Below are 24562 nucleotides of genomic sequence, written 5' to 3' on the forward strand. Positions count from 1 at the left end.
TTATTTCCCTGAGGTGGTAAGCGGTTCGCGCTTGCTCAGCAGCTCGAGCTGGGTCGTGTTGAAGCGCGAGTATTCGCGCTGCCACTCCGAAGGCTGCTGCACGTGGCTGACCTGCACGGCCGTGACCTTGTACTCGGGGCAGTTCGTGGCCCAGTCGGAGGCGTCCGTGGTGATGACGTTCGCGCCCGACTCGGGAAAGTGGAACGTCGTGTAGACCACGCCCGGCTGCATGCGCGTGCTGACTTTCGCGCGCAGCACCGTATGCCCGGCGCGCGATTCGATGCCCACCCAGTCGCCTTCGCGAATGCCGCGGTCTTCGGCGTCCACCGGGTGGATCTCGAGGCGGTCCTCCTCGTGCCATCGCGAGTTCTCGGTGCGGCGGGTTTGCGCGCCCACGTTGTACTGCGAGAGGATGCGGCCCGTCGTGAGCAGGAGCGGGAAGCGGCGCGTGACCTTCTCCGGCGAGGCAATGAACTTCGTGATGACGAACTTGCCCTTGCCGCGCACGAATTCGTCGATGTGCATGATCGGCGTGCCTTCGGGCGCGGTTTCGTTGCAGGGCCACTGGATGCTGCCCATCTCGTCGATCTTCTTGTACGAGACGCCGTGGAAGGTGGGTGTGAGGCGCGCGATCTCGTCCATGATCTGCGACGGATGCGTGTAGTCCATCTCGTAGCCGAGCGCACGCGAGAGCAGGATCGTCACTTCCCAGTCCGAGTAGCCGGCGATCGGCGGCATGACCTTGCGCACGCGCGAGATGCGGCGTTCGGCGTTGGTGAACGTGCCGTCCTTTTCGAGGAACGAGGAGCCCGGCAGCAGCACGTGCGCGTACTTCGCCGTTTCGTTCAGGAAGATATCCTGCACGACGATGCATTCCATCGACGAAAGCGCGGCCGCCACATGCTGCGTGTTCGGGTCGGACTGGACGATGTCCTCGCCCTGGCAGTACAGACCCATGAAGGTGCCGTCGAGCGCCGCTTCGAACATGTTCGGAATGCGCAGGCCCGGCTCGCTTTGCAGCGCGACGTTCCAGGCGCTTTCGAAGAGGCCGCGCACGGTGGCGTCGCCCACGTGGCGATAACCCGGCAGTTCGTGCGGGAACGAGCCCATGTCGCACGAACCCTGCACGTTGTTCTGGCCGCGCAGCGGATTCACGCCCACGCCTTCGCGGCCGATGTTGCCCGTGGCCATCGCGAGGTTGGCGATGCCCATCACCATGGTCGAGCCTTGCGCGTGTTCCGTGACGCCGAGGCCGTAGTAGATCGCCGAATTGCCTTGCTGTGCGTAGAGGCGCGCGGCGGCGCGCACCTGTTCGGCCGGCACGCCGGTCACTTCGGCCATCGCTTCGGGCGAGTTTTCCGGCAGCGAGACGAAATCGCGCCATTGCTCGAACGCGCGCGTTTCGCAGCGCTCGGCCACGAACGCCTCATTGACGAGCCCTTCGGTGACGATCACGTGCGCGATCGAGTTGACCATCGCGACGTTGGTGCCCGGGCGCAGTTGCAGGTGGTACTCGGCCTTCACGTGCGCGGTATCGACGATGTCGATGCGGCGCGGATCGACGACGATCAGCTTCGCGCCCTGACGCACGCGGCGCTTCAGGCGCGAACCGAACACGGGGTGGCCGTCGCTGGGATTCGCGCCGATCACCATGATCACATCGCAGTGATCGACGGAAGCGAAGGTCTGCGTCCCCGCCGACTCGCCGAGCGTCGTCTTCAGGCCGTAGCCCGTGGGCGAGTGGCACACGCGCGCGCAGGTATCGACGTTGTTGTTGCCGAACGCGGCGCGCACGAGCTTCTGCACGAGGTACGTTTCCTCGTTCGTGCAGCGCGACGACGTGATGCCGCCGATCGAATCGCGCCCGTGCTTCGCCTGGATGCGGCGGAACTCGCTCGCGGCGTAGTTGATCGCTTCTTCCCAGCTCACTTCGCGCCAGGGGTCCGTGATCTTCGCGCGGATCATCGGCTTCTTGATGCGGTCCTTGTGCGTCGCGTAGCCCCAGGCGAAGCGGCCCTTCACGCAGGCGTGGCCTTCGTTCGCCTGGCCGTTCTTGTGCGGCACCATGCGCACGACTTCGTTGCCCTTCATCTCGGCCTTGAACGAGCAGCCCACGCCGCAATAGGCGCAGGTCGTCACGACCGAATGTTCGGCCTGGCCCAGCATCACGACGGTTTTTTCCTGCAGCGTGGCGGTCGGGCACGCTGCCACGCAGGCGCCGCACGACACGCATTCCGAGTCCATGAACGATTCGCTTGCGCCCGCCGCCACGCGCGATTCGAAGCCGCGCCCGGCGATGGTCAGCGCGAACGTGCCTTGCGTCTCTTCGCAGGCGCGCACGCAACGATTGCAGACGATGCACTTCGACGGGTCGTAGGTGAAGTACGGATTCGATTCGTCCTTCCTGTCTTTCAGGTGGTTCGCGCCGTCAAAGCCGTAGCGCACTTCGCGCAGGCCCGTCACCCCGGCCATGTCCTGCAGTTCGCAGTCGCCATTGGCGGGGCAGGTGAGGCAGTCGAGCGGGTGATCGGAGATGTACAGCTCCATCACGTTGCGGCGCAGCTTCTGCAGTTGATTGCTTTGCGTGCGCACCTTCATGCCCGCTTCGACGGGCGTCGTGCACGAAGCGGGATAGCCGCGGCGGCCTTCGATTTCCACGAGACACAGGCGGCACGAACCGAACGGTTCGAGCGAATCGGTGGCGCAGAGCTTCGGCACGTTGATGCCGGCCTCGATGGAGGCGCGCATCACCGACGTGCCGGCCGGCACCGTGACGGACTGGCCGTCGATTTCGAGCGTGACGTCAACGTCGGCGTGGACGAGCGGCGTGCCGTAATCGGTGTCGTCGAGGGGCGAGCGTTGCTTCATCGCTGCCGATTTGCAGGCGCAATTGCCGGAACCGCAACCACCGGCTTGGGACGTGAGCGTGTCGGACATGGTGGTTCCTTGTTCAGGCGGCCGCCGGTTGTTGGGCGACGGGTTCGAGACCGAAATCTTCCGGGAAATGGTTGAGTGCGGAGATCACGGGGTAGGGCGTCATGCCGCCCATCGCGCAGAGCGAGCCGGACACCATCGTGTCGCACAGGTCGCGCAGCAGCGTGACCTGCTTTTCCGACGTGTCGCCCTTGCGGATCTTCGCGATCACCTCGACGCCGCGCGTCGAACCGATGCGGCACGGCGTGCACTTGCCGCACGATTCGAGCGTGCAGAACTCCATCGCGTACTGGGCGAGTTCCGCGAGATTCGACGTGTCGTCGTGCACGACGAGGCCGCCGTGACCCACGACCGCGCCCACCGCCGCATACGCTTCGTAGTCCATGGGAATGTCCCACTGGCTTTCCGGCAGATAGGTGCCGAGCGGGCCGCCCACCTGCACGGCGCGTGCCGGACGGCCGCTGGCGGTGCCGCCGCCGTAGTCGACCATCAGCTCGCGCAGCGTTACGCCGAACGCAAGCTCGACGAGCCCGCCGCGCGCGATATTGCCCGCGAGCTGGAACGGCAGCGTGCCGCGCGAGCGGCCCATGCCGAAGTCCTTGTAGAACGCCGCGCCCTTCGCAAAGATGATCGGCACCGTGGCGAGCGTGATGACGTTGTTGATGACCGTGGGCTTGCCGTAGAGACCGGAGAGCGCGGGCAACGGCGGCTTGGCGCGTACGATGCCGCGCTTGCCTTCGAGCGATTCGAGCAGCGCCGTTTCCTCGCCGCACACGTAAGCCCCCGCGCCCTTTGCCACGAACAGCTCGAAGCGCCTGCCGCTGCCGAGCACGTCGTCGCCGAGCCAGCCCGCCGCGCGAGCGCGCCGGATGGCTTCCTCGAGCGCCGCGATCGAATGCGGGTACTCGCTGCGCACGTAGATATGGCCAGCGGTCGCGCCCACCGCGATGCCCGCGATCGTCATGCCCTCGATCAGCACGTACGGGTCGCTTTCCATGACGAGGCGGTCGGAGAACGTGCCCGAATCGCCTTCGTCCGCATTGCAGACGATGTACTTCTGGTCGGCTTGCGCGTTGGCCACCGTGCGCCACTTGATGCCGGCCGGGAACGCCGCGCCGCCGCGGCCGCGCAGGCCCGACTCGAGGAGCGCTTCGCAGATGGCGGCGCCGGTCATCTTCAACGCGTTGCGCAAACCTTCGAGGCCGCCGTGGGCGACGTAGTCGTCGGTGGAAAGCGGGTCGGTGATGCCGATGCGCGCGAAGGTGAGGCGCTGCTGCTTGCGCAGATACGGAATCTGCTCGACGAGGCCCACGCTGCGCGCGTGCTGGCCGCCTTGCAGGAAGCCGGCGTCGAAGAGTGCGCCCACTTCGTCGGGTTCGACGTTCGCGTAGCCGACGCGGCCGTCGGGCGTCTGGACTTCGACGAGCGGTTCGAGATACAGCAGGCCGCGCGAGCCGTTGCGCACGAGTTCGATGCTCGCGCCGCGCGCGGCGGCTTCGCGTTCGATGGCGTCGGCAATGGCGTCTGCGCCGAGCGCGAGGGCCGCGGAGTCGCGGGGAACGTAGATGCGGGTCATGCGGCCTCCTCGGTGCGGACGGTCGCGAGCGCGGCAGCGTAGAGCTTGTCGAACTTCTGCGGGGTCACTTTTGCGTGCAATGTGCCGTTAATCATCATGGCGGGCGAGAGCGCACACTGGCCGAGGCAATAGACGGACTCCAGCGCGACCGGACCTTCATGCGCGTGCGCGTGTTCGGCGTCGTGGCCGTGCTGTCCGAACCGGCAGCCCGTATGCGCCTCGACGTGCTGCGCGAGCGCCTCGCTGCCCATGCTGCGGCAGGCCTCGGCGCGGCACAGCTGGACCGTGACCGGCGCGGGCGGCGCAGTGCGGAAGTGGTGATAGTAGGTGATCACGCCGTGGACCTCGGCGCGCGAAAGATTCAGCGCCTTCGAGAGCGGCACGACCGTGGCCGGCGGCACGAAGCCGACTTCGTCCTGGATCGCATGCAGGATCGCAAGCAGCGTGCGGCCTGGTTGCGCGTGGCGCTGGACGAGATCGTCCGGCGCGCTAACAGTTGTCTCTTCCATCATGGGGCTTCTCCTGGGCATATATGCACTTGTTATTCATAAAGTGTGCATCTATGCTGCGGTTGTCTTGTTGTCTGACCGAACAATAGGCCCGTGGAAAGGCAGATGCAATAGGAAGGGAAATTTCATAATGATCAAGGTCGAGTGCCATGCGCAGCTCGTCGTGCGCGACGCGGAAGGCCGCGAGGCAAGCCTGACGGACGTTGTGCCGTTGCTTGCGCTCGTCGCCGAAGAAGGAAGCATCGCGCAGGCCGCGCAGCGTAAGGGTTTGTCCTATCGCCATGCGTGGGGCGTTTTGCGTGAAGTGGAAGAGCGCCTGGGGGGCGCGCTGATCGCGAAAGCGCGGGGCCGTGGGTCCGTGCTTTCCGAATTGGGCGAGGCTGTGCTGCGCTCGCAGCGCCTGTGCGGGGAGCGGCTGCAGGGCAACCTCGAGGCGCTGGCAAGTGAGGTGGCGAGCGACCTGAACCGCTGGCTCGCACCCGATGCGCAGGATCTGCGCATCCATGCTTCGCACGGCTACGCGGTGGCGGCGCTCGTGACGGCGCTCGTCGCCGACCAGGTGCCGGTGGAGATCAAGTACCGCGACAGCGTGGACGCGATCACGGCGCTCGCGCGCGGCGAATGCGATCTCGCGGGCTTTCATCTGCCGCGCGGGGATTTTCGGGCCGCCTGCGCCAACGCCTACCGCAGCTGGCTCGACCCGCAGCGGCATGTGCTCATCCATCTCACGCAGCGCAAGCAAGGACTCTTTGTCGGGCGCGGCAACCCGAAGCAGATCGCGGGTCTCGCCGATCTCGCGCGCGGCGATATCCGTTTCGTGAACCGGCAGCCGGGCTCGGGCACGCGCATGCTGATCGATCTGCTGCTGACGCGCATCGGCGTCGATCCCGAGCGCGTGAACGGCTATGCGTCGTCGGAGCTGACGCATTCGGCGATCGCCGCATTCGTGGCGAGCGGAATGGCCGACGTGGGCTTCGGCGTGGCGCCGGCAGCGCACCATTTCGGGCTCGATTTCATCGAGATCGCAGACGAAGACTACTATTTTGCGTGTGATCGCGGTCATCTCGCGCATGAGCCGCTGGCGACGGTGCTGGGTTTGCTGCGCGGAGCCGGGTTCCGTGCGTCGGTTGCGCAACTGGAGGGATACGATCCAGCGATGTGCGGCAACGTGGTGGAACTCGAAGCCGCATGGGGCGGCCCGCGCGAGGGCGACGTGCGGGCGTTGTAATAGAAGGCAACGGACTGGCCGGACTATGCTGCAGACTGAGGCGCTTTTTGTGATACTTTCAGTTTGAATTCGCTCTCACGTTTCAGATGCGCGCTCGTCGCGCCGATCGACCATGAAATTTGTCCTCAAAGTTGGTGCTGCGGCCGTTACGGCAGCAGCGTTGCTGGCTACGCTTAACGTTGCTTTTGCGCAGAATTCCCCCGGCGTCCCGGGTGGCATTCTGAGCGATCAGTTCAAGTTCAATGAGCATCCGCAAATGCAGTTCGCCGCTTCGACGCCTTCGGGCAAGTACCAGCATGGCAAGCCGACCGCCGCGCGCAAGCGTGGCGATCTGGGCGATCCGAACGGCTGTAATCTGCAGTGCCCGCAGGACAATTAACGCGAAAGTTGCGCCGCCCGCGGAGTAAGGAAAAACTCGCGAGGCCCGAATGGGCTGTCGCGAGTTTTTTGTGCGCGCTGTGTCTGCTGGCCGGCGTGAGGACTTTGGCAACAGCAAAAACCCCCGACAGCCTTGCAGCGCCGGGGTTCGAGTCCGTTCGTCGTGGACGACCGGAAATATCTGGTGGAGCCGGCGGGAATCGAACCCGCGTCCAGAAGCAGTCCATAACCAGTTCTACATGCGTAGTTCTGTCATTTGATTTAACCGCAGCGACGCGGACGAACACGCTGCGCTACGGCGATTCACTAGATTTTCGACCTTGGCGTCGTGACGCCACCAAGGCTTAACTGACGTAAATGACCTCTGGCGGTATTGCTACCGGTCTTGCGACGCTAACCCGTCAGTGAGCCAGGCAGAGGACGGCGGCCCTTAGGCTGCCAGTGCGAACGTATCGTCGTTTGCAGTTACGTTTTTCCCATTGATTAACGAGGTGACGGGTCCTCGGCATGCCCTGATTACTTCATAACCCCTGTCGAAACCAGGTCGGCCCCAGAGGGAAGCACAATTATCCCATAGTTCGCCATATGAGGCGAACCGCGCCCGGTTCAAGGGGCGCGCTGGGCTGTTCGCGATCAAGAGCCGCCTTTACGGCGCCTCAGGCCGGCTTGCCGACGTGCTGAAGCAGGGCGAGCAGCGTCGCTGTGGTGTCGGCGACATATTGCGCGTTCCACTGCGAGGGCGGCACGTCGTTGCCGCAGTAGCCGTAGGCGGCGGCGATCGTCGCCATGCCCGCCGCGGCGCCCGCCTGCACGTCGCGCAGATCGTCGCCGACATAGACCACGCGCTGCGGCGCAATGCCGAGCGCCTCGGCGGCATGCAGCAACGGTGCCGGATGCGGCTTGGAATAAGGCGTCGTGTCGCCGCTCACTACGCAGCTTGCGCGCGTGTCCAGATGCATCAGCTTCACGAGCGGGCCGGTAAGGCGGGCGACCTTGTTGGTCACGATGCCCCAGCGCACGCCGCGCCCGTCGAGGTCGTCGAGCACCGCATCGACACCCGCGAAAAGCGCCGTCTCGATGCGCAGATTCGCCTCGTAGTTGGCAAGAAACTCCTCACGCATGGCGGCGAACTCGCGGTCGTCGGGGCCGATCCCGAACGCGCCGCCGATCAGGCCGCGCGCGCCCGCCGAAGCGAGCGGCCGCAGCCTCTCGAGCGGCGCGGGCGCGAGGCCGCGCGCGTGGCGCATCTGGTTGACGGCGGCGGCGAGGTCGGGGGCCGTATCGGCGAGGGTGCCGTCGAAGTCGAACAGCACGGCGTCGCAGGCGGCAAGCGCTGCGGCGCTTGCCGCGGCAGATTGGGCGTTCGTGGATGAGTTCATGTCTGGAAGCGATGGCGCGGCGCGCCGGTGTGCAGGAAATGCCGCCGGAGCAGGGGAGCCTGGCGGCACCGCTCGCGCTGCCGTCAGGCGTCGCGCCGGCAAGCAATCATGTAATTGACGCTGGAATCGTTCGAAAGCGCGAAGTGCCGCGTGAGCGGGTTATACGTGATGCCCTTGATCTCGGCGACATGCAGGCCGGCGTCGCGCACGAACGCGGCAAGCTCCGAGGGCCGGATGAAGCGCGCGTAGTCGTGCGTGCCCTTGGGAAGCATCTGCGCGATGTATTCCGCGCCGATCACGGCGAGAAGATACGACTTCACGTTGCGATTGAGCGTCGAAAAGAACACCCAGCCGCCAGGCTTCACGAGCGTGGCGCATGCCTTTACGACCTCGGCGGGCTGCGGCACGTGTTCGAGCATTTCCATGCAGGTCACGACGTCGAACGACGCAGGTTCGCGCGCGGCAATGGCTTCGGCCGCGATCAGCTCGTAATCCACCGTCACGCCGCTCTCGAGGCTGTGCAGGTCAGCCACGCCGAGCGCCTCGCGCGACAGGTCGATGCCTTTCACGGTTGCGCCGAGCCCCGCCATCGATTCGGAGAGGATGCCCCCGCCGCAGCCGATGTCGAGCACACGCCTGGACGGCAGATGCGCATGGCTGTCTATCCAGCCGAGGCGAATGGGATTGAGTTCGTGCAGCGGCTTGAATTCGGCGTTCGGGTCCCACCAGCGATGAGCGAGATCGCTGAATTTCTGCAGTTCGTGGGGATCGGCATTCGTCATGTCGTGGCAGCCTGAAGCGCGGTGCGGGTCGGAAAGAATAAACCCCGAGTATATAGGCGGGTGCCCAGGGCGGCAAAATGCCACGCTGCGCCGTCGATCTTTCCAAACCGATATAGCCGCGCGGAGACAGGCGAAATGAAAGAAGGGTAAGGCGTGGGATAAAAAAAACCCCGCCGAAGCGGGGCTTTTGAGACTTGCGGTCGAGAGCTCGCAATTACTGCTTTTGCGTGCCGACGACTTCGACTTCCACGCGACGGTCCGGTGCGAGGCAGGCGATGAGAGCCTTGCGGTTCTTCTGGTTGCAGCCCGTCGTAACCGGGTTGCGCTTGCCCTTGCCTTCCGTGTAGATACGCTCTGCCGGAACGCCCTTGCTGACCAGGTACGACTTGACGGCTTGCGCACGGCGCAGCGACAGACGGTCGTTGTAGGCAACCGAGCCGATGCGGTCGGTGTAGCCCGTCGCGACGACGACTTCGAGGTTCAGAGCCTGGATCTTGCTTGCCAGGTCGTCCAGCTTTTCCTTGCCAGCCGGCTTCAGGATCGCCTTGTCGAAGTCGAACAGGGCGTCAGCCTGGTACGTGATCTTCTGGCTGGTGATGGCCGGCGGCGGCGGAGCGACCGGCGGCTGCGGTGCCTGGGCGACCAGGGCGCCATCGCACTTGGCGTTGGCGGTGGCCGGCGTCCAGAATGCATCGCGCCAGCAAAGCTCGTTCGTGCCGTTCATCCACACGTATTCGCCGGTACCATTCACCCAGTTGTCATTGACGGCTTGTCGCGACGCCGGCACCGATTGTGCCTGAGCGGATGCAGCCACAACTGCGGTAGCTGCAATGAACGCGAGCTTTGAAAGTTTATTCATATTTCTCCTCTCGAAATTGAGATTACCGCAGGTTTACTGCGAGCCATATGACGAAGACAAGTCATACATTGCTCGAAGTATAACATTGGCACGTTGTGGGGAACGCTTTGCGTTGTGTAGACTTCGAGCAGTGTCTAACTTTGTGCGTTGGCATTTTGCCATATCGTTCCCCTCCAACGATAAAAAAAATCCGCCCCTTTCACTGCGGCTAGTCGAACGTGGTACGCCCGCAACAAAAAAGTTCCCTTAATTTTACCTGGTATTGCGCCTGGGTAGCGTGAGCGTCACACATTGTCATCCAAATCGGGGGCGATGCATCGGATTGCGGTTCGCACTGCGGCGTTTGCGCCACGCTCAAGGCGCTTTTGAGCCCTTCGGCTTCACTCCTCTAATAGGTATACGCAGGCGGCGGGCGGGGGTGTCGTGCATGGTAGAATCGCGTGATGCGCTGCGTCCGCGGCGTCCATGCGACAGCTGGGCGTCCCGCGGTGACCGCGGCGACCTGCGCCCTTCCAGTTGGGGGCGAGGCGCCAGCACACCGCGTGCCCAAATAAGACATCGATAATGGATCAATTCGCCAAAGAGACTCTGCCAATCTCCCTCGAGGAGGAAATGCGCCGCTCGTATCTCGATTACGCGATGAGCGTGATCGTCGGGCGAGCACTTCCGGATGTTCGTGACGGCCTCAAGCCTGTGCACCGGCGCGTGCTCTACGCAATGCACGAGCTGAACAACGACTGGAACCGCGCTTACAAGAAGTCGGCGCGTATCGTCGGCGACGTCATCGGTAAGTACCACCCCCACGGCGACACGGCTGTCTACGACACGATCGTGCGGATGGCGCAGGACTTTTCGCTGCGCTACATGCTGGTCGACGGCCAGGGTAACTTCGGCTCCATCGACGGCGACAACGCCGCCGCCATGCGATACACCGAAATCCGCATGGCGAAGATCGGCCACGAGCTGCTGGCCGACATCGACAAGGAAACGGTCGACTTCGGGCCGAACTACGACGGCAGCGAAAACGAGCCGCAGATCCTTCCCGCGCGCATTCCGAACCTGCTCATCAACGGTTCGTCGGGTATCGCGGTCGGCATGGCCACGAACATTCCGCCGCACAATCTCAATGAAGTCGTCGACGCTTGCCAGCATCTGCTGAAGAGTCCGCAGGCAACGATCGACGAGTTGATCGAGATCATTCCCGCACCCGATTTCCCGACCGCCGGCATTATTTATGGCGTCGCCGGCGTGCGCGACGGCTATCGCACCGGCCGCGGCCGCGTCGTGATGCGCGCGGCCACGCACTTCGAGGAAATTGATCGCGGTCAGCGCATGGCGATCATCGTCGACGAACTGCCGTATCAGGTGAACAAGCGTTCGTTGCTCGAACGCATTGCCGAGCTCGTCAACGAGAAGAAGCTCGAAGGCATCTCCGATATCCGCGACGAATCCGACAAAAGCGGCATGCGTGTCGTGATCGAGCTCAAGCGCGGCGAAGTGCCCGAGGTCATCCTCAACAACCTGTACAAGGCGACGCAGCTGCAGGACACGTTCGGCATGAACATGGTCGCGCTGGTGGACAACCAGCCGAAGCTGCTCAACCTGAAGGAAATGCTCGAGCATTTCCTCTCGCATCGCCGCGAAGTGCTCACGCGTCGTACAGTTTATGAACTGCGCAAGGCGCGCGAGCGCGGTCACGTGCTCGAAGGTCTTGCCGTCGCGCTCGCGAACATCGACGAATTCATCGAGCTCATCAAGGCCGCGCCCACGCCGCCCATCGCGAAGCAGGAGTTGATGAACCGCTCGTGGGATTCGTCGCTCGTGCGCGAGATGCTCACGCGCGCGGAGCAGGACAACGCGGCGGCGGGCGGCCGCGAAGCCTATCGTCCGGAAGGGCTGAACCCGCAATATGGTATGCAGCCCGACGGCCTCTACCGTCTGTCCGACACGCAGGCGCAGGAAATCCTGCAAATGCGCCTCCAGCGCCTGACCGGCCTGGAGCAGGACAAGATCATCGGCGAGTACCGCGAAGTCATGGCGCAGATCGCCGACCTGCTCGACATCCTTGCGCGCCCCGAGCGCGTAACTGTCATGATCTCCGACGAACTCACCTCGATCAAGAGCGAATTCGGCGACGCCCGCCGCTCGAAGATCGAGATGAACGCCACCGAGCTGAACACCGAAGACCTGATCACACCGCAGGACATGGTCGTGACCATGTCGCACGCCGGTTACGTGAAATCGCAGCCGTTGTCGGAATATCGCGCCCAGAAGCGCGGAGGTCGCGGCAAGCAGGCCACCTCGATGAAGGACGACGACTGGATCGACACGCTCTTCATCGCCAACACGCACGACCACATCCTGTGCTTCTCGAATCGCGGTCGCGTGTACTGGGTGAAGGTGTATGAAGTGCCGCAGGGTTCGCGCAACTCGCGCGGCCGTCCGATCGTCAACATGTTCCCGCTGCAGGACGGCGAGAAGATCACGGTCGTGCTGCCGGTCAAGGAGTTCTCGGCCGACAAGTTTGTTTTCATGGCCACGGCGCTGGGCACGGTCAAGAAGACGCCGCTCGAAGCCTTTAGCCGCCCGCTGCGCAAGGGTATTATTGCGGTCGGTCTCGATGACGGCGACTACCTGATCGGCGCCGCGATCACCGACGGCGAACACGACGTGATGCTGTTCTCCGACGCCGGCAAGGCGGTGCGCTTCGACGAGAACGATGTGCGCCCGATGGGCCGCGAAGCGCGCGGCGTGCGCGGCATGCAGCTCGAAGACAATCAGCAGGTCATCGCGCTCCTCGTGGCGGGCGACGAGCAGCAGTCGGTGCTCACCGCGACCGAGAACGGCTATGGCAAGCGCACCCCGATCACGGAGTACACGCGCCACGGCCGCGGCACGAAGGGCATGATCGCGATCCAGACTTCGGAGCGCAACGGCAAGGTGGTTGCGGCCACACTCGTCGACTCCGAAGCGCAGATCATGTTGATCACCACCACGGGCGTGTTGATTCGCACCCGCGTGTCGGAAATTCGCGAAATGGGCCGTGCAACGCAAGGTGTTACACTCATCAGCCTTGACGAAGGTACGAAGCTTTCCGGACTGCAGCAGGTCGCCGAAGCGGACGCAGAAGCGGACGTCGAAGGTGAGGGCGAACCGGGCGAAGGCGAAGAGTGAGGCGTCATCCGGGCCCGCACAAGCGTGTTCGATCAATGTGCTTACGCGGGCTTTAAGGCGGGTTTCAGCCAACCTTGATAGTGTCGGCGAAATGAATGGTATGCCGGGCGGGCCGGTGAGCGGGCGCATCGCGCAATGCGGCGCCCCGCAGTCCGCACGGCAGCGTAAATCGATTAATTTCTCAAAGGGAGTAATGATGCAAAAACGATTCAAGCAGGTGATGTTGCTGGCCGCTCTCGTGCCGACGTTTGCGATGGCTCAGGCGCTCCAGAACCAGGCGCCCGCTCCCCAGGCACCGGCAGCGGCTGCAGCACCCGTCGATCCGGCCAAGCAAGCCGCGATCAAGGACCTGCTCGACGCGATCGACGCACAGAAGCTCGTCGGCGCAATCGGCAACAGCGCCCAGATGCAAGCCAAGCAGCTCGTCCCGGCGATCCTGTCGGACGCGCTCTCGGAAAACAAGACGATGACGGACAAGCAGAAGCAGGCTGCCGTCCCGTCGCTGCAGAAGAACGCCGTGCCGAAGCTGGTTGACTCGGCAGGCCAGGTCTTCGCGACCGACTCGTTCAAGCAGGACGCCATGCAAGCCCAGTACGACGCTTACGCGAAGTACTACAGCACGCAGGAAATCAAGGACCTGACCACGTTCTACCGCAGCCCGACCGGCCGCAAGTTCATTCAGGTTCAAGACCAGGTTGGCCGCGACGTCGTGAACAGCCTGATGCAGAAGTACATGCCGCAGTCGATCAAGGCAACGCGCGACCAGGCCGACAAGGAAGTCGCTTCGGTCAAGGTCGGCAAGTAAGCCTTCCGGCAGCACGCGCCCTCCGGTCCGCCGCCATGAAGTACGGCAGCGGGGCCGGGTCGGCTGCGCAGGCCGGGAAGCCCGCCGCCGCGCCATGCGTGGCGGGTTCCCGGCGACAATGCGATAATGGTCGTTTGCGCGATGAGCGCAAGCGGCCATTTTCTTTTTCTGGCGTGTTTTCCGGCGGTTTTTGCCACAGCGCCTGCCTCGGGGGTCCTTTTTACGATGCGCGTCTACAACTTCTCGGCCGGACCGGCAGCGTTGCCAGAAGAAGTCCTGCGTCAGGCCGCCGACGAAATGCTCGACTGGCACGGCTGCGGCATGGGCGTGATGGAAATGAGCCATCGCGGCCCGGAATTCATGCAGATCCACGCCGAGGCGCTGCTCGATCTGCGCGAGCTGATGCAGGTGCCCGCCAGTCACCAGATCCTGTTCCTGCAGGGCGGCGGCATCGGCGAGAATGCGATCGTGCCGCTCAACCTGTTCGGCTCGAAGCCACGCGCCGACTTCGTCGTCACCGGCTCGTGGTCGCAGAAGTCGCAGAAGGAAGCGCTCAAGTACGGCGAAGCGCACATTGCCGCGACGGGCCGCACCGATGCGGGCTTCACGCATTCGCCGCCGAAGAGCGAGTGGAAGCTCTCCGACGACCCCGCCTACGTGCACCTGTGCACGAATGAAACGATCGACGGCGTCGAGACTTTCGAGATCCCCGACCTCGGCGACATTCCGCTCGTGGCCGACGCGTCGTCGCATATCCTGTCGCGCCCGATGGACATCGCCAAGTACGGCGTGCTCTACGGCGGCGCGCAAAAGAACATCGGCATGGCGGGCGTGACGGTCGTGATCGTGCGCGAAGACCTGCTCGACCGCTCGATGCCGATCTGTCCGTCGGCATTCGAGTGGAAGACCGTGGCGGCGAACAACTCGATGTTCAATACGCCGCCCACCTACGCGATCTATATCGCCGGGCTCGTGTTCAAGTGGCTCAAGCGCCAGGGCGGTCTTGAAGTCATCGAGGCACGCAATGTGGAAAAAGCGAAGCTGCTCTACGACACGATCGACGCAAGCCGCTTCTACATCAATAAGGTGGAGCGCCGCGCGCGCTCGCGGATGAACGTGCCGTTCTTCCTCGCCGACGAAACACGTAACGCGGATTTCCTCGCCGGCGCCAAAGCGCGCGGGCTGTTGCAGCTGAAGGGCCACAAGTCCGTCGGCGGCATGCGGGCATCGATTTACAACGCGGTGCCGCTCGAGGCAGTGAAGGCGCTGGTCGAGTACATGAAGGAATTCGAGGCGAAGCACGCGTAAGCGCTCCTCGCCCACCGGGCGAAGCGGCGCCGCGCGCATCCTTTCAGATTGCCGGTTTCACGCATGGACGACGAACTCAACTCCCAACTCAAGCCGCTGCGCGAACGCATCGATGCGATCGACGCGCAGCTCATCGCGCTCCTGAACCAGCGCGCCTCGGTCGCGCTCGAAGTGGGCGAGGTCAAGAAGCATTTCAACGCGCCGGTGTTTCGCCCGGAGCGCGAGCTTCAGGTGATCGAGCGCCTGCAGAACATGAGCGACGGTCCGCTCGGCAACGAGCACATCAGCGCGATCTGGCGCGAGATCATGGCCGCGAGCCGTTCGCTCGAAAAGACGATTTCGGCTGCCTTTCTCGGCCCGGTCGGCACCTATAGCGAACAGGCGATGTACCAGTACTTCGGTCAGTCGATCGAAGGCCTGCCGTGCCCGTCGATCGACGAGGTGTTCCGCTCGGTCGAGGCGGGCGCCGCCGAGTTCGGCGTCGTGCCGGTCGAGAATTCGACCGAGGGCGCCGTCTCGCGCACGCTCGATCTGTTCCTCGAAACGCAGCTCGTCATTGGCGGCGAAATCGCGTTGCCGATTCAGCACAATCTGATGACGCAAAGCGGCAACCTGCAAGGCGTGACGCGCGTGTGCGCGCATCCGCAGGCGCTCGCGCAGTGCCAGCACTGGCTGACGGCGAACGCGCCGCAGCTCGAGCGTCAGAGCGTGTCGAGCAACGCGGAGGCTGCGCGTCTTGCCGCCGCCGATCCGACGGTCGCGGCGATTGCCGGCGACCGCGCCGCCACGCACTACGGCCTCCTGATCGCGAACGCGCTGATCCAGGACGACCCGCACAACCGTACGCGCTTCGTCATGATCGGCAAGCAGCCGGCGGGCGCGACGGGGCGCGACCAGACTTCGATGATCGTGTCGGTGAAGAACGAGCCGGGCGCGGTGTACAAACTGCTCGAGCCGCTCGCGCGCCACAGCGTGTCGATGACGCGTTTCGAGTCGCGGCCGGCGCGCCTTGGCAGCACGTGGGAGTACTACTTCTACATCGACTTCGAAGGTCACCGCGACGAACCCGCCGTAGCCGCCGCGCTCGACGAACTCAGCAAGAAAGCCGCGTATCTGAAGATCCTCGGCTCGTATCCGCGCGCGCGCTAACCTGGGGAAGGCGCGGGCGGGCCGCCGCCTGCTGTCGCCCGCCGCATGAGGATGCCGGGCGGCGCGCGTTTGCCGATCCGTCCGGAAGAGACCGTTGTACGCCCGGCGCCTTGAGCCCTGGAGAGACGCATGACCACGCAATTCGGCCCCCCGTACGTGCGCGCAATCGCACCATACATCGCCGGCAAACCGGTTTCCGAAGTCGCCCGCGAGTTCGGGCTCGACGAAGCGCGCATCGTGAAGCTCGCGTCGAACGAGAATCCGCTCGGCATGCCCGAATCGGCGCAACGCGCGATCGCGCAGGCCGCGAGCGAACTCGGACGCTATCCCGATTCGAACGCGTTCGAGCTGAAGGCCGCATTGGCCGAGCGCTACGACGTGCCGCCCGAGTGGATCACGCTCGGCAACGGCAGCAACGACATTCTCGAAATGGCCGCGCATGCGTTCGTCGAACGCGGTCAGTCGATCGTCTATTCGCAGTACTCGTTCGCGGTCTACGCGCTTGCGACCCAGGGCCTCGGCGCGCGCCATATCGTCACGCCAGCCGTGCGTTATGGCCACGATCTCGATGCGATGCTGGCGGCAATCGACGAAGACACGCGTCTCGTGTTCGTGGCGAACCCGAACAACCCGACCGGCACGTTCGTCGAAGGCGCGAAGCTCGAGGCGTTCGTCGCGCAGGTGCCTGCGCATGTCGCGATCGTGCTCGACGAGGCGTACACCGAATATCTCGCGGCCGGGAAGCGCTATGACTCCATCGCCTGGGTGCGCCGCTATCCGAACCTGCTCGTGTCTCGCACGTTCTCGAAGGCGTATGGGCTCGCGGGCCTGCGCATCGGCTTTGCGATCGCGCAGCCGGAGCTGACCGATCTGCTCAACCGTCTGCGCCAGCCGTTCAACGTGAACACGCTCGCGCAGGCAGCGGCCATCGCCGCGCTCGGCGACACGCCGTTCCTCGAGCGCAGCGCGGCGCTCAACGCCGCAGGCTATCGCACGCTCACCGCGGCGTTCGAGCGCCTGAACCTCGAATACGTGCCTTCGGACGGCAATTTCGTGCTGGTGCGCGTGGCGAAGGACGCAGCGGACGACGGCGCCGGCGAGCGCGTGAATCTCGCGCTGCTCAAGCAAGCCGTGATCGTGCGCCCGGTGGGCAACTATGGCCTGCCACAGTGGCTGCGTGTGACGATCGGCTTGCCCGAGGAGAACGCGGCGTTCGTCGCGGCCCTCGAGCGAGCGCTCGGTGCGCCGTGAGCGCGCAACCCTTACTTTTTTCGGTGACGTCGTGAGTGCGTTTTCGTTTAACAAACTGGTGATTTTCGGCGTGGGCCTGATCGGCGGGTCGCTCGCTCGCGCGTTGCGCGAGCGCGGTTCAAGCCGCGGCGAAGGCGCGCAGGTGATCGGCGTGGGCCGTAGCGCGAAGTCGGTATCGCGCGCGCTCGAACTGGGCGTGATCGACGCCGCCGCGACGCTCGACGACGAAGCGGCGCTCGCCGCCGCGCTGGACGGCGCCGATATCGTGCTGATCGCCGCTCCCGTTGCGCAAACCCAGGCGCTGCTCGAGCGCATCGTGCCGCACCTGGGGCAGGACACCATCCTCACCGACGCCGGCAGCACCAAGAGCGATGTGATCGCCGCGGCCCGTGCCGCGCTCGGCGCGCGCGTTGCGCAGTTCGTGCCGGGGCACCCCATCGCCGGGCGCGAGTCGAGCGGGGTCGACGCCGCGTTGCCCGATCTCTACGTCGGCCGCAACGTGGTGCTGTGCCCGCTCGCGGAAAACGCGCCGGCATCGGTCGAGCGCATCGCCGCGATGTGGCGCGCCACCGGCGCCGTGATCGGCGAGATGCCGGCCGCGCAGCACGACCGCGTGTTCGCCTCGGTGAGCCATCTGCCGCACGTGTTGTCGTTTGCGCTCGTCGACCAGATTCTCGCGTCGCCCGACGCCCAGCTGAAATTCTCGTTCGCGGCGGGCGGTTTCCGCGACTTCACGCGCATTGCCGCGTCGAGCCCGGAAATGTGGCGCGACGTGTGCCTCGCGAACCGCGCGGCGCTGCTCGCCGAACTCGACGGCTACACTGAAGTGCTCGCCAGGCTGCGCGCGGCCATCGACGCCGGCGACGGCGCAGCGCTCGAAACGGTGTTCGCGCGTTCGCGCGCGGCGCGTGAGGCATGGCAGGAGCGCGGCGGCAAGGGCGCGGCAGCGTCCATCGCGGGGTCCATCGATATGGCACCAGGCAAATAAGCAAGCAAGACCCAGCAAGGCGGCGCGAGCGCCGCAAAAAAACAGGCTGCAACCCAAGGCATTCTCAGGACACGCTCATGGAACACCTCGATCTCGGACCGTTCACCCGTGCGTCCGGCACGATCCGTCTGCCCGGCTCGAAAAGCATCTCGAACCGCGTGCTGCTGCTCGCGGCGCTGGCCGAGGGTGAAACGACCATCACGAACCTGCTCGACTCCGACGACACGCGCGTGATGCTCGACGCGCTGGAAAAGCTCGGCGTGAAGGTGAAGCGCGAAGACGACACCTGTGTCGTGCAGGGCACGCGCGGCGCGTTCCAGGCGGTGCGCGCGGATCTCTTTCTCGGCAACGCGGGCACGGCGGTGCGTCCGCTCACGGCCGCGCTCGCGGTGAACGGCGGCGACTACCGCATTCACGGCGTGCCGCGCATGCACGAGCGGCCCATCGGCGACCTTGTCGACGGCCTGCGCCAGATCGGCGCGAAGATCGATTACGAAGAAAACGAAGGCTATCCGCCGCTGCGCATCCGCCCGGCGCCGATTTCGGTCGAGGCGCCCATCCGCGTGCGCGGCGACGTGTCGAGCCAGTTCCTCACGGCGCTTCTCATGACGCTGCCGCTCGTGCGCGCCAAGGACGGCGTGACGATCGTCGAGGTGGACGGCGAGCTGATCTCCAAGCCCTACATCGAAATCACGATCAAGCTGATGGAGCGCTTCGGCGTGAAGGTCGAGCGCCACGGCTGGCATCGCTTCGAGATTCCGGCGGGCGTGCGCTACCAGTCGCCGGGCAGGATCATGGTGGAAGGCGATGCGTCGAGCGCGTCATACTTCCTCGCCGCGGGCGCGATTGGCGGCGGGCCGCTGCGCGTGGAAGGCGTGGGGCGCTCGAGTATCCAGGGCGATGTCGAGTTCGCCGCGGCGCTCATGCGCATGGGCGCGAACGTCACGGTCGCCGACGACTGGATCGAGGTGCGCGGGATCGGCAACGATCACGGCAAGCTCGACCCCATCGACATGGACTTCAACCTGATCCCCGACGCGGCCATGACGATCGCCGTGGCGGCGTTGTTCGCCGACGGCGCGACCACGCTGCGCAACATCGCGAGCTGGCGCGTGAAGGAAACCGACCGCATCGCCGCGATGGCCACGGAGCTGCGCAAGGTGGGCGCGAACGTGGAAGAGGGCCCGGATTACCTGATCGTGCGTCCGCCCGAGAAACTGACGCCGAACGCCGCGATCGACACCTACGACGATCACCGCATGGCGATGTGCTTCTCGCTCGTGAGCCTCGGCGGCGTGCCGGTGCGCATCAACGACCCGAAGTGCGTCGGCAAGACGTTCCCCGATTATTTCGAGCGTTTCCTGGCGCTCGCACAACCTTGATTCGAATAAAGCCGAGTACCTTCGCCGCATGAAATCGACCCGTCCCTTTTATCCGACGCCCGTCATCACAATCGACGGCCCGACCGCCTCCGGCAAGGGCACGGTGGCCGCGCTCGTCGCCGCGCACCTTGGTTTTCACCTGCTCGACAGCGGCGCGCTGTACCGGCTGGCGGCGCTCGCGAGCATGCGCTACGCGATTGCGGCCGACGACGCCGAGAGCCTTGCGAAGCTGATCGACGATCTCCATATCACGTTCCGCGAGGGGCTTGCGCAGCTCGACGGCGTCGACGTTTCGAACGAAATCCGTGCCGAGGAGGTGGGCAACCGCGCCTCGATGATCGCCGCGCATCCGGCTGTACGCACCGCGCTCGTGGCGCGCCAGCGGGCGTTCCGCAAGCTTCCCGGGCTCGTCGCGGACGGCCGCGACATGGGCACCGTGATCTTCCCGGACGCCGTTCTGAAGGTGTTTTTGACGGCCAGCGTGGAGGCCCGTGCGGCCCGCCGGCATAAGCAATTGATCCAAAAAGGTTTTTCTGCTAATATGGATGACTTGCTTCGGGATTTGCGTGAACGCGACGCGCGCGACAGTAACCGCGCGGCCGCGCCGCTCAAGCCTGCAGCGGATGCTCAGCGACTTGACACCTCGGCGCTCTCCATCGACCAGGCGGTCGAACAGGTGGTGCAGTGGTTTCAGGAGTCGAGCCAACTGCGGCCCGTCCGGTAAGCGACGAACGGGGCAAAGCGCAGTAAAGAGTAAGCAGTAAGCAGTAAGCAGTAAGCAGTGCGAGTTGGTGCCCTGAAAAGAAACAGGGCGTGTGTTAAACCCTTTAACCCCGTATGGCTTTTGCATCTGCGCCGCGAGCATCGTGTTCCGGCCTCAACGCCCGGCAGTCAAAACTGGCTGGCAGGGCAGCGAAAACCATGCAAATCCAGATTTTTATGTCCGACCTGCAAACCTCCACCCCCAATACCGAATCTTTCGCGGCTCTGTTCGAAGAGTCGCTGACCCGCCAGGACATGCGCGCCGGCGAAGTCATCTCCGCTGAAGTCGTGCGCGTCGACCACAACTTCGTGGTCGTCAACGCTGGCCTGAAATCCGAGGCCTATATTCCCATCGAGGAATTCCTGAACGACCAGGGCGAAGTGGAGGTTCAGGCGGGTGATTTCGTTTCCGTCGCGATCGACGCGCTGGAAAACGGCTACGGCGACACCATCCTGTCGCGCGACAAGGCGAAGCGTCTCGCTTCGTGGCTGTCGCTGGAAAAGGCGCTCGACAACAACGAACTCGTGACCGGCACGATCACGGGCAAGGTCAAGGGCGGCATGACCGTCATGGTCAACGGCATCCGCGCGTTCCTGCCGGGTTCGCTCGTCGACACGCGTCCGGTCAAGGACACGACGCCGTACGAAGGCAAGACCCTCGAATTCCGCGTGATCAAGCTCGACCGCAAGCGTAACAACGTCGTGCTGTCGCGCCGCGCCGTGATCGAAGCCACGCAGGGCGAAGAGCGCGCCAAGCTGCTCGAAACGCTCAAGGAAGGCGCGATCGTCAACGGCGTGGTCAAGAACATCACCGATTACGGCGCGTTCGTGGACCTCGGCGGCATCGACGGCCTGCTGCACATCACCGACATCGCATGGCGTCGCGTGCGTCACCCGAGCGAAGTGCTCTCGGTTGGCCAGGAAGTCACCGCGAAGATCCTCAAGTTCGACCAGGAAAAGAACCGCGTTTCGCTCGGTATCAAGCAACTGGGCGACGATCCGTGGGAAGGCATCTCGCGCCGTTACCCGTCGGGCACGCGCCTGTTCGGCAAGGTCACGAACATCACCGACTACGGCGCGTTCGTCGAAGTCGAATCGGGCATCGAAGGCCTGGTTCACGTGTCGGAAATGGACTGGACCAACAAGAACGTTGCGCCGTCGAAGGTTGTCCAGCTGGGCGACGAAGTCGAAGTCATGGTCCTCGAGATCGACGAAGACCGCCGCCGCATCTCGCTCGGCATGAAGCAGTGCAAGCCGAATCCGTGGGATGACTTCAGCCGCAACTTCAAGAAGGGCGACAAGCTGCAAGGCGCAATCAAGTCGATCACCGACTTCGGCGTATTCATCGGTCTGCCTGGCGGCATCGACGGTCTGGTTCACCTTTCGGACCTGTCGTGGTCGGAAGCGGGTGAAGAAGCCGTTCGCAAGTACAAGAAGGGCGACGAAGTCGAAGCCGTGGTTCTCGGCATCGACGTCGAGAAGGAACGCATTTCGCTCGGCATCAAGCAGCTCGAAGGCGACCCGTTCAGCAACTTCGTTGCTGTCAACGACAAGGGCTCGATCGTCGACGGCGTGGTCAAGTCGGTTGACGCCAAGGGCGCGGTCGTGACGCTGAACGCCGACGTCGAAGGCTACCTGCGTGCTTCGGAAATCGCGCAAGACCGCGTGGAAGATGCTCGCAACGTGCTGAAGGAAGGCGACAAGGTCAACGCGATGATCATCAATATCGATCGCAAGTCGCGTGGTATCAACCTGTCGATCAAGGCGAAGGACTCGGCTGAAACGCAGGAAGCCCTGCGCAGCATGTCGGCCGATTCGGGTCAGGCCGCCACCGGCACGACCAACCTCGGCGCGCTGCTGAAGGCCAAGCTCGACGGCCAGAACCAGTAAGCCTCAAATGGGGGCAAGCTGAAGTATGACCAAATCTGAATTGGTCGCGCAGCTGGCTACGCGATTTCCGCAACTTGTTCTCAAGGACGCGGATTTCGCGGTCAAGACGATGCTCGATGCGATGTCCGAGGCGCTTGCCAAGGGCCATCGCATCGAAATTCGCGGCTTTGGCAGCTTCGGCCTGAATCGTCGGCCGTCGCGCGTCGGCCGCAATCCCAAGTCGGGTGAAAAGGTGCTGGTGCCTGAGAAGTTCGTGCCGCACTTCAAGCCGGGTAAGGAGTTGCGCGAGCGCGTGGACCGTAATTCGGGCGAGCCGCTGAAGGCGGACGAGCCGGACGACGACCTGTAAGCGCTGGATCGTTTTCGATCGGGCGATTGCGGTCGTCGGCGGTCAATGCCAGATGGCCAGAATGCATGGACCGGTAAAAAGGCGCCAGGGTGAACCACCCCGGCGCTTTTTTTCGTCTGCGCCTTTTCGACGCGGTTGGTTCCGGCAAGCTGGGTGGACGGGCTCAGCGCTCGCTCACACGTGTCGGCCCGCGAGCCGTTCAATTACAATACGGGACACTTCGGCGCGGCGTGTGCTGCGGCGCAGCATGTCCGCCGTGCCGGCGCCTTTCTCAACTGCCAAGAGAATCCTTCAATGAGATTGATCGCCTGGGTGATCCGTGTGCTGGTGTTCGTACTGCTGCTGGTACTTGCGCTCGCCAACACGCAAACCGCGACGCTGAACTTTCTGGCCGGATATTCGTGGCAGGCCCCGCTGATCCTGATCGGCCTCGCGTTTTTTGTGGTGGGGCTGCTGGCGGGGCTGCTCTCCGCGCTGCCCGGCGTGTTCCGGCTGCGCATGGAGAACGGCCGCCTCAAACGCGACTTGCGGGTGGCGCGTGAAACGCCCACGCCGAGCGTCGAGCCGCCGCTGCCGCCGCTCATCTGATTTGTATTGCCGTGCCGCACGCCCGAACGCGTGCGGCTGATTTTCCGCTCATACCATCGCTCGCATGGATCTCGATTTTTGGTGGCTCCTCGTCATTCCCGTGGCTTTCGCGCTCGGCTGGATGGCGTCGCGCTACGACCTGAAGGCACTGCTGTCCGAAAGCGCCAACCTGCCGCGCTCGTATTTTCGCGGGCTGAATTTTCTGCTCAACGAGCAGCCGGACAAGGCCATCGACGCGTTCATCGAGGTCGCCAAGCTCGACCCCGAAACCGTCGAACTGCACTTCGCGCTCGGCAATCTGTTCCGCCGCCGCGGCGAGACCGACCGCGCGATCCGCGTGCATCAGAATCTGCTTTCGCGTTCCGATCTGCCCGTGAACGAGCGCGACCACGCGCTGTATGAACTCGGCCAGGATTTCCTGAAGGCCGGCATGCTCGACCGCGCCGAAGAGACCTTCGGCAAGCTCAAGTCGGGCGACTTCGCGCTCGGCGCACAGCGCGCACTGCTCGCGATCTATGAGATCGAGAAGGACTGGAACCGCTGCATCGACACGGCACGTCATCTCGAAACGATGGGCGCGGCGTCGCTCGACCTCGAGATCGCGCAGTTCCACTGCGAACTCGCGCAGGAAGCGCTCCAGCAGAAGAATCCCGACGAAGCGCGGCGTCAACTGGCGCTCGCGCTCAAGGCCAACGCGCAGAACGTGCGTGCGACGATCCTTGCGGGCGACGTCGATGCGGCCAGCGGCGACTGCGAAACTGCGCTCGGCCACTGGCGCGAAGTCGAGGCGCAAAATCCCGCTTACCTGCCGCTCGTTGCCGAAAAGGTCATGAAGGCCTACGAGACGCTCGGCCGCGCCGAAGAGGGCGCGCAATTGCTCACGACGTGGGTCGACGCGCATCCGTCGAACGATCTGCTCGATGTGGCCTACAAGTATGTCGCCGCGCTGCGCGGTCCCGATGCGGCGCACGCGCTCGCCCGTACGCAGATGCAGAAGTCGCCGAACCTCGCCGGCATGGCGCGCCTGCTCGAAGCGCAGCAGGCCACGGCTGAAGAGCCGCGCCGCGGCGAACTCGAACTGATGCGCAAGCTGCTCCAGCAGCGCACCAGGAACCTGCCTCGCTACACCTGCCAGAACTGCGGCTTCCGGGCGCGCCTCTTCTACTGGCAGTGTCCGGGTTGCAGCGGCTGGGAAACCTATGCGCCGCGCCGCGTCGAGCCGGTTCCCGCGTCGAGCTGAGCCTTAAGGGCGCGCGCGCCCGGCCCGGCAC

General features: G+C 64.4%; 20 protein-coding genes and 1 other RNA gene. 14 read left to right on the plus strand and 7 right to left on the minus strand.

Annotation, left to right across the window (positions count from 1 at the left end; all coding sequences use genetic code 11):
• From fdhF to BHE01S_RS04450, 3 genes are read right to left on the minus strand one after another with little or no spacing between them, the layout of a single operon-like run.
• Positions 1-2937 (minus strand): formate dehydrogenase subunit alpha, encoded by a 2937-nt coding sequence (fdhF, locus tag BHE01S_RS04440; protein WP_042260985.1) that lies wholly within the window; start codon positions 2935-2937, stop codon positions 1-3.
• A 13-nt stretch (positions 2938-2950) separates the two neighbouring features.
• Positions 2951-4510: a formate dehydrogenase beta subunit gene (locus tag BHE01S_RS04445; RefSeq protein WP_042260988.1), complete on the minus strand. Its 1560-nt coding sequence runs from the start codon at positions 4508-4510 to the stop codon at positions 2951-2953.
• Complete coding sequence (locus tag BHE01S_RS04450; protein ID WP_042260989.1) at positions 4507-5019, minus strand: NAD(P)H-dependent oxidoreductase subunit E; 513 nt, start codon at positions 5017-5019, stop codon at positions 4507-4509. The genes BHE01S_RS04445 and BHE01S_RS04450 overlap by 4 nt, the downstream gene beginning before the upstream one ends.
• A gap of 130 nt (positions 5020-5149) precedes the next feature.
• On the opposite strand from BHE01S_RS04450, the gene BHE01S_RS04455 reads away from it, so the two are divergent.
• Together BHE01S_RS04455 and BHE01S_RS04460 are read left to right on the plus strand one after the other, a co-directional pair.
• On the plus strand, positions 5150-6247 hold the full coding sequence (locus BHE01S_RS04455; protein ID WP_042260991.1) for a substrate-binding domain-containing protein: 1098 nt from the start codon (positions 5150-5152) through the stop codon (positions 6245-6247).
• A gap of 112 nt (positions 6248-6359) precedes the next feature.
• On the plus strand, positions 6360-6626 hold the full coding sequence (locus BHE01S_RS04460; RefSeq protein WP_042260993.1) for a hypothetical protein: 267 nt from the start codon (positions 6360-6362) through the stop codon (positions 6624-6626).
• Between the two features lie 181 nt (positions 6627-6807).
• Here BHE01S_RS04460 and ssrA read toward each other — a convergent pair.
• From ssrA to ompA, 4 genes are all read right to left on the minus strand, one after another.
• Positions 6808-7177, minus strand: a transfer-messenger RNA (tmRNA) gene (gene ssrA / locus BHE01S_RS36245).
• A gap of 104 nt (positions 7178-7281) precedes the next feature.
• A complete protein-coding gene (gene gph / locus BHE01S_RS04465; protein ID WP_042260995.1) occupies positions 7282-8004 on the minus strand; it encodes a phosphoglycolate phosphatase in 723 nt (240 codons plus the stop codon).
• 83 nt (positions 8005-8087) lie between these two features.
• Complete coding sequence (ubiG, locus tag BHE01S_RS04470) at positions 8088-8786, minus strand: bifunctional 2-polyprenyl-6-hydroxyphenol methylase/3-demethylubiquinol 3-O-methyltransferase UbiG (protein WP_042260997.1); 699 nt, start codon at positions 8784-8786, stop codon at positions 8088-8090.
• Positions 8787-9000: 214 nt separating this feature from the next.
• Positions 9001-9645, minus strand: coding sequence for an outer membrane protein OmpA (gene ompA, locus BHE01S_RS04475; protein ID WP_042260999.1), 645 nt, complete (start codon positions 9643-9645; stop codon positions 9001-9003).
• Positions 9646-10209: 564 nt separating this feature from the next.
• Here ompA and gyrA point away from each other — a divergent pair.
• The 12 genes from gyrA (at position 10210) to lapB (ending at position 24531) form a co-directional block, all read left to right on the plus strand.
• Positions 10210-12819: a DNA gyrase subunit A gene (gene gyrA / locus BHE01S_RS04480; protein WP_084068553.1), complete on the plus strand. Its 2610-nt coding sequence runs from the start codon at positions 10210-10212 to the stop codon at positions 12817-12819.
• A 196-nt stretch (positions 12820-13015) separates the two neighbouring features.
• Positions 13016-13624, plus strand: coding sequence for a DUF2059 domain-containing protein (locus BHE01S_RS04485; protein ID WP_042261293.1), 609 nt, complete (start codon positions 13016-13018; stop codon positions 13622-13624).
• A gap of 225 nt (positions 13625-13849) precedes the next feature.
• The gene (gene serC, locus BHE01S_RS04490; RefSeq protein WP_042261004.1) at positions 13850-14932 is read left to right on the plus strand and encodes a 3-phosphoserine/phosphohydroxythreonine transaminase; all 1083 of its coding nucleotides are present in this window, start codon (positions 13850-13852) and stop codon (positions 14930-14932) included.
• Positions 14933-14995: 63 nt separating this feature from the next.
• Entirely contained in the window at positions 14996-16081 is a 1086-nt protein-coding gene (gene pheA, locus BHE01S_RS04495; protein ID WP_042261006.1) for a prephenate dehydratase, read from the plus strand.
• A gap of 129 nt (positions 16082-16210) precedes the next feature.
• Positions 16211-17332, plus strand: a complete 1122-nt coding sequence (hisC, locus tag BHE01S_RS04500; protein ID WP_042261008.1) for a histidinol-phosphate transaminase — start codon at positions 16211-16213, stop codon at positions 17330-17332.
• Positions 17322-18320 carry a prephenate dehydrogenase gene (locus BHE01S_RS04505; RefSeq protein WP_042261010.1) on the plus strand — a complete coding sequence of 333 codons (999 nt, stop codon included), beginning with the start codon at positions 17322-17324 and terminating at the stop codon, positions 18318-18320. Before hisC ends, BHE01S_RS04505 begins: the two co-directional genes overlap by 11 nt.
• Positions 18321-18397: 77 nt before the next feature.
• A complete protein-coding gene (gene aroA, locus BHE01S_RS04510; RefSeq protein WP_042261012.1) occupies positions 18398-19702 on the plus strand; it encodes a 3-phosphoshikimate 1-carboxyvinyltransferase in 1305 nt (434 codons plus the stop codon).
• A gap of 28 nt (positions 19703-19730) precedes the next feature.
• Positions 19731-20426, plus strand: a complete 696-nt coding sequence (gene cmk / locus BHE01S_RS04515; RefSeq protein ID WP_042261014.1) for a (d)CMP kinase — start codon at positions 19731-19733, stop codon at positions 20424-20426.
• A gap of 197 nt (positions 20427-20623) precedes the next feature.
• Positions 20624-22354, plus strand: a complete 1731-nt coding sequence (gene rpsA / locus BHE01S_RS04520; RefSeq protein WP_258365450.1) for a 30S ribosomal protein S1 — start codon at positions 20624-20626, stop codon at positions 22352-22354.
• Positions 22355-22379: 25 nt separating this feature from the next.
• Positions 22380-22703, plus strand: coding sequence for an integration host factor subunit beta (locus BHE01S_RS04525; protein WP_027817382.1), 324 nt, complete (start codon positions 22380-22382; stop codon positions 22701-22703).
• 294 nt (positions 22704-22997) lie between these two features.
• Positions 22998-23291, plus strand: coding sequence for a lipopolysaccharide assembly protein LapA domain-containing protein (locus BHE01S_RS04530; RefSeq protein ID WP_028208175.1), 294 nt, complete (start codon positions 22998-23000; stop codon positions 23289-23291).
• Between the two features lie 64 nt (positions 23292-23355).
• Positions 23356-24531, plus strand: a complete 1176-nt coding sequence (lapB, locus tag BHE01S_RS04535; RefSeq protein WP_042261022.1) for a lipopolysaccharide assembly protein LapB — start codon at positions 23356-23358, stop codon at positions 24529-24531.
• Positions 24532-24562: the final 31 nt, after the last annotated feature.

Source organism: Paraburkholderia heleia NBRC 101817, assembly GCF_000739775.1.
Lineage (GTDB): Bacteria > Pseudomonadota > Gammaproteobacteria > Burkholderiales > Burkholderiaceae > Paraburkholderia > Paraburkholderia heleia.